Raw genomic sequence first — 14,004 nt, forward strand, 5'->3', positions numbered from 1 at the left:
GCTCTCTAACTCCTGAACTCAAGAAAGCCCGAGGGCTTAGAAGGGAGGCTCATCGTCGAACGAGGAGTTGCCGCCGCCGGAACGACCGCCGCCACCACTGGAGGCGGGCGCAGCCGTGGCCCAGGGGTCGTCGAAGTCGCGGTTGCCACCGCCGCCTCCGCCGTTCCCACCGGACTGCCGGTTGCCACCACCGGAGGCACCGAAGCCACCTCCGCCGCCGCCGCCGGACCGGCTGGCTTTCTGCACCTTCGCCGTGGCGTAGCGCAGAGACGGGCCGATCTCGTCGACCTCGAGCTCATAGACGGTGCGCTTCTCGCCCTCACGCGTCTCGTACGACCTCTGGCGCAGGCGGCCCTGCACGATCACACGAGCGCCACGCTGCAGCGACTCGGCGACGTGCTCAGCAGCGTCACGCCAGATGTTGCACGCGAGGAAGAGTGGCTCGCCGTCTTTCCATTCGCCCGACTGCCGGTCCAAGGTCCGCGGCGTGGAAGCGATGCGGAACTTGGCGACCGCCGCACCCGAAGGGGTGAAGCGCAGCTCAGGGTCATCGGTGAGGTTACCGATGACCGTGATGGTGGTTTCTCCTGCCATGACTTCTCCTCGCCGCTTTCAGTCGTAGATGGCAAAGGGTCTCAGGACCCTCTGACAAAAACGCCTCAGCGGGTCTCGGGACGGATGACCTTGGTACGCAGGATGGACTCGTTGAGCCGCAGCTGACGGTCCAGCTCGGCGACGGCCTCGGGGGTCGCCTGAAGGTCGACGACGGCGTAGATGCCCTCGGCCTTCTTGTTGATCTCGAACGAGAGCCGGCGACGGCCCCAGACGTCGAGCTTCTCCACCGAGCCACCCGCGGTCCTGATGACGTTCAGGTACTGGTCGAGCGACGGGGCGACGGTGCGCTCCTCGAGCGAAGGATCGAGGATCACCATGAGTTCGTAATGACGCAAGACATTCACCTCCTGTGGGCTAAGCGGCCACGGTCTCTCCGTGGCAGGAGGTCTTGTGTCGTACGCAGAAGAAAGCCGTGGGGTCGAATGCCCACGGCGAACACACTGCGAACCGAGCCAGCATACCCAGGGATGGCCCGTGACCCAAAAACGACGACCCCGTCCGTGGACGGGGTCGTCGTCGAGGAGAGCCGCGGGGCGTCCGGTCCTTTTCGTTGGGTGGGACCTGGGGAGGAACGACCACACCGATGAGGTCGGACGCGTCCGCCCCGCGGAGCTTTCGAGGTAGAGCTTACGGCATATTCGCACGAGATGCACGTTGTGACACGATTGCCCGAATCGCGGCGATTGAGACGCCGAGGACGCAGACGAGCGCGGTCAGGCCGAGCAGCCCGATCGGCTTCCCCTCCCGGATCGACCCGACCGCGGCGACCGGCTCGCCGGCGGCACTGCCGGACGGCTCCCCCTCGTCGATGATCAGCGGCAGCCCGTCCTCCTCGGCCGCCATCGGCGTCATGGTCCCGGCCGCGATCGCCTCGTCACCGACCGGCGTGGCGGGCACCGCGGCGGCCGAGCTGGGCAGGATCGTCTTCCGCTCGCCGAGTGGCATTCCGGCGAACGCGGGGGCGCCGACTCCGTCCGTACCCCGCAATTGTCTTGTCCTGAGACGCTGGCTCGCGTCGCCCTGCGGCATGACACCCGACGCGGAGGCCGCGCTGCTCACCGTGGCCGAAGGCCGCAGAGCGGACGGCTGACGCGAGCCCGGGCGCGAGGCGTGTGGTCCGGTCCGGCCAGGACGCTGCGCGTTCGAGTTCAGGCCCGATTTGGCAGAGCCCGCATTGGTACGAGGGGGAGCACCGTGCCCGGACGGCCGAGTCAGAGTCGACGCGTCGCCATTCGGTGGAGCAGGCATCTGGTCCGGCTTGCTCGCAGCGGCGGACGGCTCGGCGGTCACGATCATCGGAACCACGTCGTCGTCACTGTCGCACTCCGGGGTGAGCAGCACCGCCGTCGTGCCCCGGCGGAAGACGACATCGGCCGACCCGTCCTCCGGGATCATGCCCTTCGGCGCGCCGCCGAGCTTGAGCTGCGCGTCGTGACCGGTCCGGTTGCGCACCTGGACGACGCTGTCGGCCGGCACCTTCATCGACTCGACGCTCGGCTTCGACTCGCAGGTCAGCCCGAGCACCCCGTCGCCGTTGAAGCTCACCCGGCGGTCGCTCGTGTCGACCTGCTCAGCGCTCGCCGTCCCGTTGGTGAGCAGCGGCGCGCCGAAGATCAGCCCGCTCAGGACCACTGCCGCCACCCGGTATCGGACCCGCAACGCCATGCACCATCCCTCGAGTTCGCCACCGGACACGCCGGTATCAGTCAAACCGTGATCAATAGAGACAACGAGGGCATACCAGGGCCGGTGACGCGATAGGAAAGCGTCGTACCCGCGTCGTAGGCTCGTCCCATGCGCATCGGAGCCCACGTCGATTCCGCCGAACCGCTGGTCGAGGCCGCAGCTCGCGGCGCCGACGCGGTGCAGTTCTTCCTCACCGACCCACAGAAATACAATTCGCCCAAACCGCGCGCCGACGCCGAGCAGCTGCGGGCGTCCGAGGTGGACGTCTACGTCCACGCGCCCTACATCGTGAACGTCGCCTCGCCGAACAACCGGATCCGGATCCCGAGCCGCAAACTGCTCATGGCGCACGCCCGTGCGGCCGCCGAGATCGGTGCGAAAGGCCTGATCGTGCACGGCGGTCACGTCGGCTCGGGCGCCGACCTCGCGGACGGTTTCGCCAACTGGCGCAAGGCTTTCGAATACGCGGAGAAGGACGGCGGACTGCCGCTCCCGATCCTGATCGAGAACACCGCCGGCGGCGACAACGCCTGCGCCCGCCGCTTCGACGACCTCGCCAGGCTGTGGGACGAAGTCGGCCGATTCGGCGCCGGGTTCTGCCTGGACACCTGCCATGCCTTCGCCGGCGGTGAAGACCTGGCCGGCATCGTCGATCGAGTCAAGTCCATCACTGGCCGGATCGACCTGATCCACGCGAACGATTCGAAGGGCGGATTCGACTCGGGCCAGGACCGCCACGACAACCTCGGTTCTGGGAAGATCGACCCCGAGTTGGTGGTGGCCGCGATCCGGGCATCCGGTGCTCCGGCCATTGTGGAGACTCCCGGTGGCGCGGAGGGCCAGACCGCCGACATCGCTCTCCTGCGCGAGCGGGCTGGCGGCTGACGGGTTCGGCGTACGGGAGGGTCATGACCGAGCAGAAGCAACCGACCTCGCCGGCACCGCCCGGCGAGACGCGGTCGCCCTCCGTCGCGCCGAGCTCACCCGCTGTGGGGTCGGCGGTCAAATCACGTCGCTGGTTCGGCCGATTCGGTGCCGCTGCCAAGCAGGCCGGCACTCCTGATCAGGCCAAGAATCCGGAGCCGGCCGAGAATCTTGAGCCGGCCAAGGATGCTGCGCAGGCCAAGGATGCTGCGCAGGCCAAGGCCCCGGGACAATCCAAGATCCCGGAGCAGCGGAAGCCGGTCGAGGACAAATCGGTCACCGACAAGGTCACCGACAAGGTCGCGGAGAAGGTCGCGGAGCAGGCCAAAGACGAGGCCAAGGACGGGACCAAGGAAAAGGGCTCGGAGAAGACCGGGAAGAAGGACGCGAAGCCGCGCAAGAAGTCGGCTGAAACGCGTCCGCCGGGCGCCCCACCCGACCCGTGGACCGTCTTCGCAGCGACGGAGGATCAGCCGCCCGGCAGGATCCGGCGCGGGATCGCCGTCGCGGGTCGTGCGCTCGTCCACGAATATGCGCTGGCGACGTACGCAAGCGTGGTCCTCGCCGTTCTGATGACCTGGCCGACCCTGCGCTATCCCCTGCACACCCTCCCGCAGGACCTCGGCGACCCGGCCCGTCAGGCCTGGCAGATCTCCTGGGCCGGGCACGTCGTCTTCTCCGACCCGGTGCGGCTCTGGCAGTCGAACGCCTACTACCCGCTGGTCAACAGCTACGCCTTCGGCGACAGCCTGCTCGGCTACGGGCCGTTCGCGCTGATCGGCAACGGCCCGGTCGCGGCGGTGCTGCGTTACAACCTGCTCTTCGTGGCGGCGCACGCACTGCTGACACTCGGGGCATACGCGCTGGTCCGGCAGCTCGGCGCCCGCCCGATCGGCGCCTCGGTGGCCGCGGTGGCGTTCGCTTACGCGCCGTGGCGGCTCGCGCAGGAGGGCCACCTCGACATCATCTCGGCGGGCGGCATCCCGCTCGCCCTCGCGATGCTGGCTCGCGGGCACGGGTGGTCGCTGCGCTACGGTTTGCGCCCGAAACGGCAGAGCGCCGCCTGGGCGGCGGCCGGCTGGCTGGTCGCGGCCTGGCAGATCACGCTCGGATTCGCACTGGGCATTCCATTCGCATACGTACTGGGCCTGATCCTGGTGGCCCTGGAGATCGCCGGCTTGATCCACCGGATCCGGCGACCCGAGTTCCGGCCTCTCGACCGGTTCCTCCGCGCGCCGAAGAAGCCGCTGCTCGGCTGGCGCCTGATGGCCACGAACACGCTCGGCGGCGCGATCTTCATCGGGGTCGGCATGATCGTGGCCGTGCCCTACCTCCGGGTGCCGGACAGCCCGACTCGCACGCAGGAGATCGAGTTCTTCTCGCCACGGCTGGAGAGCCTGTTCATCGGCCCGGCCGAGTCCCGGATCTGGGGCGCCGCGCACCAGACCGCCCGCGCCTCGCTGGGCTGGGCCGCCGAGATGTCGCTGCTGCCCGGCTTCGCGCTCTACGCCCTGGCCCTGGCCGGCCTGGCTTTCTCGGTCTGGCGGCTGCGGCAGCGGATGCTGCTGATGGTGGCCGTCACGGTCATGGTGGTGCTGACGCTGGGCACCAACTACCTCGGCGGGCGCTACACCTATCTCCCGCTCTTCGGGCACTTCCCGGCCTCGTTCGACCAGCGCGTCCCCGGCCGGCTGATGCTCTGGGTGACGCTGCTGCTGGCGATCCTCGCGGCCGGCGCCGTCGACGACTTCGTCCGCCGGGCCAAGCACTTCGCCGCGCAGCGGATCCCCCCGTGGCCGGGCCCGTGGCTGCGGCTCGCCATGATCACCCCGCTGATCCTGGTGACCCTGGAGGGCTGGAACAACACCGCTCACCCGGTCGTCGCGGAACAGCCGGCCGCCATGCGGATCGTGACCGGCCCGATGCTGGTGCTGCCGACCGCCGAGCTCACCGACCAGACCGTGCAGCTCTGGTCCACGTCGGAGTTCCAGCAGTTGGCCAACGGCGGCGGCTCGTTCGCCGCGGCCCGGCAGACCGAGCTGCGCAGCAGGGTCGCGTCGTTCCCCGACCAGGCCAGCGTCGACTACCTACGGTCGATCAACGTCAACAAGGTGCTGCTGCTCCGCGACCACGTGGCCGGCACGTCCTGGGAGCGCGCCGGTGACGTGGCCGTCGACCTGCTGAACATCCGCCGCGAAGACCTCACCGACGCGGTCGTCTTCTACTTGCGGTAAGCCTCGGCGAGTTCGGGCTCGTCAGGCACGGCAACGGCCTCCTGCGAGGGACCGAAGCCGAACGTCCGGCGGAACCCGGCGAGCCACGGCGCCTCCGGTCCGTCGAGCGGGCCGGCGTCCGGGTCGGCGCCGTCGTAGGACTGCCGCACCACGTCCAGCTCGGGCCGCCAGATCTCCCGGGCCACCAGGCCGAAGAGCACCGCGACGGTGACCAGGCGCGCGGTCGAGGCGAGCACGAACGTGCCCTCCGGGATGACCGACTTGCCGCCGGCACCGATCAGCTCGGCGTAGAACGCGGCCAGGTACCCGACCTCGGCGATGCTCCACGCGATGACCGCGCCCCACTTCGGCCGGGCCAGCACGATCAGCGGCAGCAGCCAGAGCACGTACTGCTGCGACCACACCTTGCTGAAGATCAGGAACGCGGCGACGACGAGGAACGCGACCTGGGACAGTCGTGGCCGGCGCGGCGCGAGCAGGCCGAGGAGCAGGATGCCGAGGCACGCCAGGCCGAAGAGCGCGTACGACACATAGTTCAGCGTCGGCACATGGTTGCTGAGCCACTGGAACGGCCCCTGGTCACCCTCATTGCCACTGGCCCACTTGCCGTCGATGTAGCGCCCGATGTACCAGAACGTGCCCCAGTCGATCGGCCGCTCCGAGTTGAGCCGGAAGAACCGCAGCCAGCTCTCGTGGTACCAGTAGTAGACCGGGAAGTTGACCACGGCCCAGGTCACCGCAGTCGCGATGAACGAGCTGACGAACGGCCGGAATCGTCCGGTGCGCAGCGCCAGGATCAGGATCGGCCCGAGGATGAAGAGCGGCCACAGTTTCGCGGCGGCGCCGAGGCCGAAGAAGACACCGGCCCAGACCGGCTTGCGCTGCACCCAGAGCCAGAGGCCGAAGATGGCGAAGGCGATCGCCAGGAAGTCCCAGTTGATCGTGGCGGTGAGCAACAGGATCGGCGAGAGCGCGAAGATCGCAGCGTCCCAGGGCCGGCGCCGCCGCAACGCCAGGATGATCGCCGCGGTGGCGACCGCGAGCAGCGAGAGCACCAGCGCGTTGACGTTGTAGAACCAGCTGCCTTGGTTGATGTCCGGGTGGTCCTGGCCGTACCAGTGCACCGGCAGGCCGAGCGCGCCCATGAAGTAGCCGGTGACGACCGGGTACTCCACCGGGTGGTCCACGTACGGGACCTTGCCCTCGTTGATCCCCTCGGCGTAGTACAGCGCGAGCACATCGGTGTAGCAGTACCGGGTGTACTGCACGTTCTTCTGCCAGTTGCCGTCCATGCAGGGCGACTTCTGCACCCAGGAGAACGCCAGCACCAGGCAGGTCATCAGGAGCACGATCCGCGGGGCGGTCCAGAACCGGCCGGGCCGGGATCCGGGCTTCACCGCGTGCGAGCCGAGTGGTCCGCCGATGAACTGGGAGAGTCCCCGCACGAAACCGTCCGAGGTCGGTTCGGAGACGTCCGGCTGGTCGGTCGGCGGTTTCGCGCTCATGACTTGGCATCATGCCGCATTCCGAGCCGATAGCGGTGACTGCCCGGCGGACACACTCCGATCTTCACAGAACAGAGAACGGCGCCCACCCCGATCCGGGGTGAGCGCCGTTCAGAGATCACAGGACGTCAATCGGTGTTGCCGCCGCCGTTGTTCCCGTTGTTGTTGCCGTTGTTCCCGGTGTTGCCGGTGTTGCCGCCGTTGTTCTCCTGACCCTGGCAGAGGATCGGGAACTGCTGGCAGACCTGGCTCTGGTTCGGGTCCTGGGTCGGCGCCTGCACCGGCGGCGGTTCCTGGCCGTTGGCGTAGTCGCTGTCCGCGTTACCCGTCTCGATCCGCTCCGGGAACTCTTCCTTCTCCCACTTGAGTTCGTCGACGACGGTCTCGATGAACTTCTCCCAGATCCTGGCCGGTGTGCCGGAGCCGTACATCTTGCCGCCGTCGGACTCCTTGAGCTGGACCTTGTCCTTGGCTCCGCCGACCCAGACGGTCACCGCCAACTGCGGGATGCCACCGACGTACCAGGTGTCGCCGTTGCCCTTCTTGAACTCCCAGGTGCCCGACTTGGCGACCGCCTGGCGGCCGTCCGAGATCCGGTGGTTCTGCGACTTCGGGATCTCCTGCATGACACCGAGCAGGTTGGACATCTGCGCCGCGTCGAAGACCTGCTTGCCCTTCAGGTTCTCGCTCTTCACCGTCGTCTGCTTGCCCGTGGTCGAGTCGCGCTTCTTCACCGTCTTGATGAAGTGCACCTCGTGCCGGACACCGCCGTTGACGATCGTGGCGACACCCTGGGCGTGCTCCAGCGGCACGACACGGTACTGGCCGAAGGCGACCTCGTTGTCGAAGTAACCGCTGCTCGTCCACTTGGACGACTTGGTCTTGGTCAGGTCGACCATCTCGCCGCTCTGGTAGCCGTCCTTGGCGTCGGTCCACATGTAGCGGATACCGGCGTCCCGGGCGGCCTCGATGACCTTCTCGCGGCCGATGTTGTTGGCGATCCAGTAGAACGGGAAGTTGTACGACTTGACCGTCGACGTCTCCAGGTCGCAATACTTGATCTTGCCGCCGCAGACCCGGCCCGGGTCCTGACCGGCGTTGCTGATCGGCGTGCCGTTCGGGCGGTCCAGCGAGCCGTCCCAGGTCGTCTTGAAGGAGATGTCCTCCTTCAGGCCCGCGGCCAGCGTGTAGATCTTGAAGGTCGAGCCCGGGGACTGGCCGCCGTAGTCGACGACACCGCTGCCGTCACCGGCCATGTAGCCGCCGTAGTCGGTGCCGTTGGGGTCGTCACCGCCGTAGTAGCCGAGCACCCGGCCGGTGTCCGGGTCGATGCCGATCACCGCGGACTGGTAGCTCTTCGGACGGCCGTTCAGCGGCGACGACTTGCTCGCCCGCGAGCCGGCGGCCACCGCCGCGGCCTGCACCTTCGGGTTGATCGTCGTCGTGATCGTGTAGCCGCCCTTGGTGAGCTCGTCCTCGGAGATCCCCATCTCCTTGAGCTCGAACTGCACGTGCCGCATGATCATGCCGACCGGCTTACCCTCGGCACAGGTCTTGCAGCTGCTGTTCTTGGCGATCGGGTTGACCTTGGGGTACTTCCGCTTGTCGTACTGCTCCTGGGTCATCCAACCCATCTCGAGCATGTTCTTGAGCGTGTACTCCCAGCGGTCCTTGGCGTCCGTCGGGTTGTAGTTCGGGTCGTAACCCTTGTGGTAGTCGTTCGGGTAGGGCTGCTTGATGATCGAAGCGATGACCGCCGCCTGGTAGACGTTGATCTCGTTCTTCGCGCCCTTGACGACCGAGGCGTTGAAGTAACCGTTCGCCGCGGCCTCCGCGCCGTACCGGCCCTCGCCGAGGTCGATGTAGTTCAGGTACATGCCCATGATCTGGGGCTTGTCGTACTTCGACTCGAGCTTGCGGGCGATGACCGCCTCACGCAGCTTGCGGCTGTAGCTGATCTCCTTGAGCTCAGCGACGTGCCGGGCGTACTGCTGGGTGATCGTCGAGGCGCCCTGCTTGTCGCCGCCGGTGAAGTTGTTCCACGCGGCGCGGGCGATGCCCTTCATGTCGATGCCGTTGTGCTTGTAGTAGTTCTTGTCCTCAGCGGCGGCGACGGCGTTCTGCATCACTTCGCTGATGTTCTGGTAGGGCACGTTGATCCGCGGCGAGCCCTCCTTCGCCAGCACGTTGCCCTTGGCGTCGTAGATCACGTTCATCTGCTCCTCCGCCTGCGGCGTGGGGAGCTCGACGTCGTCGAAGAAGTAGGTGCCACCGACGATGCCGACACCGAGCATGATCACCAGCACGGCCGCGGCAGCGGTGAGGATGTTCGCGCGGCGGTGCTTCTTGTCCGCCTTGCTCCGGCCGCCACGGCCACCGGAACCACCGGACCCGCCGTAACCGCCCGGACCACCGGGACCGCCGGGGCCACCCGGACCGCCACCGGCCGGCGAGATCGGCACCGAGGCCCGACCGGCCGGACCACCGACGGAGGCGGAGCCGACCGAGGCCCGGCCACCGGCCGGCGGCACCGAGGCGCGGCCACCGACACCGGCGCCGACCGAGGCGCGGCCGGCTGGGCCGACCCCGGCCGAGCCGACGGAAGCCGAGCCGACCGAGGCCGAGCCGACCGAGGCCGAACCCACCGAAGCCGACCCCATGGGGGTTCGGCCTGCTGAAGCGCCGCCCACCGATGCACGCCCGGCCGGACCGGCCACCGAGGCTGAGCCCGCGGGACGCCCCGGGGACTCGTCGTCAGGCGTGGAAGCAGCGGACGGCCCGGGCACTCGGGCCCGGGCTCGTGCGTTCTGCGGATCGCCGTACGCGTTCATTTCTTCACACCTACCGGTCGCGGGGGCGCGGCCGGCCGGCCCGGCGGGGCCGTCCTTCCGTTGCGCCTCGAGCGGACGTTCTCGGAGTCAAAACCTGGAATGAGAATTTGGCACCCAAACCTGTACACGGTAACGAGATCGAACCGGTTCACCGACGCCCCTCCCCACCGTGTGAGGCAAGGGGCGTATCGAGCTCCGCTTCGGAGAGTCCGTCCCGGCCGAGCACGTAGCGCTCGATCAGGTGGTTCCACGCGCAGGAGCGGCACACCTCGACCACGAAGACCTGGAACTCACGGAGTGTCATCGCCAGGACGGGCAGCTCGGCCAGCTTCCGGGCCTGTCCCGCGGACTGCTTGAGCTCTTCGCCATAGACGTAGTGCACAAGTGTCAGGTTGTCGCGACGACAGATCGGGCACCGTTCCTCGGTCGGCTCGCCGTGGTACGTCGCCGCGTTTCTCAAGTAAGGAGACGCGTCACACACCTCGAGAGCCGGCACGCGGCCGTTCCGCACGTCACGCAGGACTGCTCGCCTCTGTAGCGAGTAGTCGATGACCTGCCGCTGCGTGCGCATGGCGAAGAGAGTACGCGGTCACCGCATCCCCGGCGACCGCCATCACTCAGCGTGGCGTGGCGACTCCGGAGCAGTGTCCGACTTGCGCGCATGCCGGGGCGGTTCTACGGTTGCGATGTATCGGGCCGATACATCGGGGCGGACTTCAAGGGAGGGGACCGGTGCTGGAGTTGGCGATTCTCGGTCTCCTTCAGGAGGCGCCGATGCACGGTTACGAGCTCCGCAAGGAGCTGGCGACCAAACTCGGCACGCTCCGGGCCGCCATCAGTTACGGCACGCTCTACCCGACACTGAAGCGGTTGAAGCTGGCCGGTTGGATCGGTGAGGCCGAGGCGACCGAGACCAGCGACATCATTCCCCCGATGACCAGCAAACGGGGGCGCGTTGTCTACAAGATCACGGCCGAGGGCAAGGAACGCTTCGCGGACCTGCTGACCCAGACCGGCCCGGAGACCTACGACGACACCGGCTTCGGCGTCCACTTCACGTTCTTCTCGCGCACCGACCGGGCGACCCGGCTCCGCATCCTTGAGGGCCGGCGGCGCCGCGTCGAGGAAAGACGTGAAGGACTTCGTGAAGTTCTGGCTCGCGCTGCCGATCGTCTGGACGCGTACACCCTTGAACTTCAACGCCACGGACTCGACGCGTGCGAACGCGAGGTCCGCTGGCTGGAGGAATTGATCACCAACGAGCGTTCGGGCCGTGCACCCAGCCGGAGCCGGACGCTCGCCAGCGAAACCGCTACACCCCCGGAAGATCCGCGTCCGCACTCGGACCGGCCGTGATGAACAACAAGGAGGCAAACGCGATGGGCTCCGTCCGCGTCGCCATCGTCGGTGTGGGTAACTGCGCCTCGTCCCTCGTGCAGGGCGTGGAGTACTACAAGAACGCCGACCCCAACGACCGCGTCCCGGGTCTCATGCACGTAACCTTCGGCGACTACCACGTCTCTGACGTGAAGTTCGTCGCGGCGTTCGATGTGGACGCCAAGAAGGTCGGCATGGACCTGAGCGAGGCGATCGTCGCCAGCGAGAACAACACCATCAAGCTGACCGACGTCCCGCCGAGTGGCGTGACCGTGCAGCGTGGCCCGACCTTCGACGGTCTGGGCACGTACTACCGCGAGATCATCGAGGAGTCCTCGGCCGAGGCCGTCGACGTGGCGCAGGCTCTGCGTGACGCCGAGGTCGACGTCGTCGTCTCCTACCTCCCGGTGGGTTCCGAGCAGGCCGACAAGTTCTACGCCCAGGCCGCGATCGACGCCGGCTGCGCGTTCGTGAACGCCCTGCCGGTCTTCATCGCCTCCGACCCGGTGTGGGCGCAGAAGTTCACCGACGCGGGCCTGCCCATCGTCGGCGACGACATCAAGAGCCAGGTCGGCGCGACCATCGTGCACCGCGCGCTCGCGAAGCTCTTCGAAGACCGCGGTGTCGAGCTGCTGCGCACCTACCAGCTCAACTTCGGCGGCAACATGGACTTCATGAACATGCTGGAGCGCAACCGCCTGGTCTCCAAGAAGATCTCGAAGACCCAGTCGGTGACCTCTCAGATCCCGCACGAGATGGTCAAGAGCGACGTGCACATCGGCCCGTCGGACCACGTGCCGTGGCTGGACGACCGCAAGTGGGCGTACATCCGCCTGGAGGGCCGTTCCTTCGGTGACACCCCACTCAACGCCGAGCTCAAGCTCGAGGTGTGGGACTCCCCGAACTCGGCCGGCGTCATCATCGACGCGGTCCGCGCTGCGAAGATCGCCAAGGACCGCGGCATCGGCGGCCCGATCCTCTCGGCGTCCTCCTACTTCATGAAGTCCCCGCCCGTGCAGTACAGCGACCACGACGCCCACGCGGCCGTCGAGGCGTTCATCAAGGGCGACATCGAGCGCTGACCCGTGCTCGGTTGAGAATCACCTCGTCTGAGCGAAGCGCAAGCTGAGCGTGAAGGCCGGTCCACGTCGTGGACCGGCCTTTTCACAACCCCATCCCGGTACGGCCGGAGCACCGCGCCCGGATCAACCCTCAGGACGATCATCCCCACAGCCGGGTCAGTGAGACCCGCGCCTCCAGCTCCAGAAGCTTGCGTTTGCGATCGAGGCCGCCGCCGAAGCCGACCATCTTGCCGCCGGCGCCGACCACCCGATGACACGGCACGATGACCGGAACCGGGTTGTGGTTGCACGCCGTGCCGACCGCCCGCGCCGCCCCCGGGTCACCGAGCGCCGTCGCGATCGCCCCGTAGGTGATCATCTCGCCGTAGGGGATCTTGGCGATCTCACCCCAGACCGCACGCTCGAACTCCGAGCCACCGCGCATCTCCACCGGCACCGTGAAGTCGGTCAGCTCCCCGGCGAAGTAGGCCCGCAGCTGCTCGGTCGCGGGATGCTCCGCGGTCGGCCGCAGCCGCGCGCCGAAGCGCACACCCACCACGGTCTCGCCCTCGGTGACGACACCGAGCGGCCCGATCGGCGAATCGACGACCAACATGGCTCCGATTCTCCCTCACGGGTGTGACGACTCCGCGCAGAGCACCGCCAGACCGGACGCGTACATCGCGCCTCGCCCACCGCACCGTCAACAGTGGATGGTCCATATCACCCCGGTCGATTGTTAAGTCGGGAATACGGTATGGTCATCGGCATCAGTAAATCCGGCCACCGGATCGGCCGTCGTACTCGCATGCCTGTTTCCGGCATGACGGCCCTATTCGGCTGCGCAAATGGGGGAACAACAAAATGAGCATCAAGTCAGCGATTGCCACCGGCCTCACGCTCGGTACGCTGTCGATTGTTGTGGGCGCAGTGCCCGCGATGGCGGCGACTTCCGGCTGCGGAAACGTCTGCGACGGCAAGAACCCGGACACCTATGTGGCGACCGTCGACGGTACGTCGAAGAAGTGCGCCACCGACGCGGTCACGCTCGCCACCAAGGGCCAGGTCGAGCTCCGGTACAGCGCGTTCTGCCGGACCGCCTGGGCGCGGGACGTCGACCCGGGCACCTGGAGCTACATCACGATCGAGAGCTACAGCGGCAGCACGCTGCGGAAACGCTACAAGGCGTCGGCCGCCTGGACGCCCATGGTCAACGACAAGAACCTGGTCGCCCGGGGCTGCCACTACAGCTACGACGGTGAGGACGAGGCCGCCGCGGGTGGCACCGGCCACCTGGACGGGTGCACCACGAAGCACTGATCGCATCGAATACGGCCCCCGATCCGCTGTGGATCGGGGGCCGTATTCCGTCACATCGACGATTCGTCGCGTTGAGCGCGTTCGTGCCGCCGGACCATGAGAACCGTCTCCACCACCAACGTGATGACGGCCAGTGCCGCAGCGGTGATCAATCCCAGAACCGAATTGGCGACGATCAGCCCACCCAAGCCGGCGTTCGCGTCGAGGCTCGCGGTGAAATTGCTGACGTCGCCTCGGCAATTACGCCCGAAACAAGAAGCGTCGTCCATTGAAGCCGACACCGATAAAAGCCCGATGATCACGCCGACAATAGCGCCGATCGGCGCTGTTAAAGCGAAACGCAGCCGGGCTCGGCGTTCTCCCCGCCAGAGGAATATCCACCTGGCGAGGAAGACTGCCGACAGAATCCAGACGGACCAGAGCATCGTCGTCCATTCCTCCTGCCCGGCTG

The 14,004-nt window shown here is 67.5% G+C and carries 13 protein-coding genes; 5 read left to right on the plus strand and 8 right to left on the minus strand.

Annotated elements, in window-relative coordinates; all coding sequences use genetic code 11:
* Nucleotides 1–36 precede the first annotated feature (36 nt).
* From EP757_RS10475 to EP757_RS10485, 3 genes are all read right to left on the minus strand, one after another.
* The gene (locus EP757_RS10475) at nt 37–594 is read right to left on the minus strand and encodes a single-stranded DNA-binding protein (RefSeq protein WP_127544294.1); all 558 of its coding nucleotides are present in this window, start codon (nt 592–594) and stop codon (nt 37–39) included.
* A 65-nt stretch (nt 595–659) separates the two neighbouring features.
* Entirely contained in the window at nt 660–950 is a 291-nt protein-coding gene (gene rpsF / locus EP757_RS10480) for a 30S ribosomal protein S6 (protein ID WP_014448192.1), read from the minus strand.
* A 292-nt stretch (nt 951–1,242) separates the two neighbouring features.
* Nucleotides 1,243–2,280: a hypothetical protein gene (locus EP757_RS10485; protein WP_127544296.1), complete on the minus strand. Its 1,038-nt coding sequence runs from the start codon at nt 2,278–2,280 to the stop codon at nt 1,243–1,245.
* Between the two features lie 129 nt (nt 2,281–2,409).
* On the opposite strand from EP757_RS10485, the gene EP757_RS10490 reads away from it, so the two are divergent.
* A complete protein-coding gene (locus EP757_RS10490; protein WP_127544298.1) occupies nt 2,410–3,186 on the plus strand; it encodes a deoxyribonuclease IV in 777 nt (258 codons plus the stop codon).
* Nucleotides 3,187–3,209: 23 nt separating this feature from the next.
* Nucleotides 3,210–5,459 (plus strand): hypothetical protein, encoded by a 2,250-nt coding sequence (locus EP757_RS10495; protein WP_127544300.1) that lies wholly within the window; start codon nt 3,210–3,212, stop codon nt 5,457–5,459.
* On the opposite strand, the gene EP757_RS10500 is transcribed toward EP757_RS10495, so the two are convergent.
* The 3 genes from EP757_RS10500 to EP757_RS10510 all read right to left on the minus strand — a co-directional run bounded on the left by EP757_RS10500 (nt 5,447) and on the right by EP757_RS10510 (nt 10,366).
* Nucleotides 5,447–6,964 carry a glycosyltransferase family 87 protein gene (locus tag EP757_RS10500; protein WP_127544302.1) on the minus strand — a complete coding sequence of 506 codons (1,518 nt, stop codon included), beginning with the start codon at nt 6,962–6,964 and terminating at the stop codon, nt 5,447–5,449. The genes EP757_RS10495 and EP757_RS10500 overlap by 13 nt on opposite strands.
* Nucleotides 6,965–7,092: 128 nt before the next feature.
* Complete coding sequence (locus EP757_RS10505; RefSeq protein WP_305032452.1) at nt 7,093–9,609, minus strand: transglycosylase domain-containing protein; 2,517 nt, start codon at nt 9,607–9,609, stop codon at nt 7,093–7,095.
* 334 nt (nt 9,610–9,943) lie between these two features.
* A complete protein-coding gene (locus tag EP757_RS10510; RefSeq protein WP_127544306.1) occupies nt 9,944–10,366 on the minus strand; it encodes a DUF5318 domain-containing protein in 423 nt (140 codons plus the stop codon).
* A gap of 161 nt (nt 10,367–10,527) precedes the next feature.
* On the opposite strand from EP757_RS10510, the gene EP757_RS10515 reads away from it, so the two are divergent.
* Together EP757_RS10515 and EP757_RS10520 are read left to right on the plus strand one after the other, a co-directional pair.
* Entirely contained in the window at nt 10,528–11,151 is a 624-nt protein-coding gene (locus tag EP757_RS10515) for a PadR family transcriptional regulator (protein WP_127544308.1), read from the plus strand.
* 23 nt (nt 11,152–11,174) lie between these two features.
* Entirely contained in the window at nt 11,175–12,254 is a 1,080-nt protein-coding gene (locus EP757_RS10520) for an inositol-3-phosphate synthase (protein WP_127544310.1), read from the plus strand.
* 139 nt (nt 12,255–12,393) lie between these two features.
* Here the strand turns inward: EP757_RS10520 and EP757_RS10525 are convergent, their stop codons facing one another.
* Nucleotides 12,394–12,849 (minus strand): methylated-DNA--[protein]-cysteine S-methyltransferase, encoded by a 456-nt coding sequence (locus EP757_RS10525; RefSeq protein WP_127544312.1) that lies wholly within the window; start codon nt 12,847–12,849, stop codon nt 12,394–12,396.
* A 323-nt stretch (nt 12,850–13,172) separates the two neighbouring features.
* On the opposite strand from EP757_RS10525, the gene EP757_RS10530 reads away from it, so the two are divergent.
* Nucleotides 13,173–13,553 carry a DUF2690 domain-containing protein gene (locus EP757_RS10530; protein WP_160165783.1) on the plus strand — a complete coding sequence of 127 codons (381 nt, stop codon included), beginning with the start codon at nt 13,173–13,175 and terminating at the stop codon, nt 13,551–13,553.
* A gap of 50 nt (nt 13,554–13,603) precedes the next feature.
* On the opposite strand, the gene EP757_RS10535 is transcribed toward EP757_RS10530, so the two are convergent.
* Complete coding sequence (locus EP757_RS10535) at nt 13,604–13,978, minus strand: hypothetical protein (protein ID WP_127544316.1); 375 nt, start codon at nt 13,976–13,978, stop codon at nt 13,604–13,606.
* Nucleotides 13,979–14,004 lie beyond the last annotated feature (26 nt).

It is taken from the genome of Actinoplanes sp. OR16 (assembly GCF_004001265.1).
Lineage (GTDB): Bacteria > Actinomycetota > Actinomycetes > Mycobacteriales > Micromonosporaceae > Actinoplanes.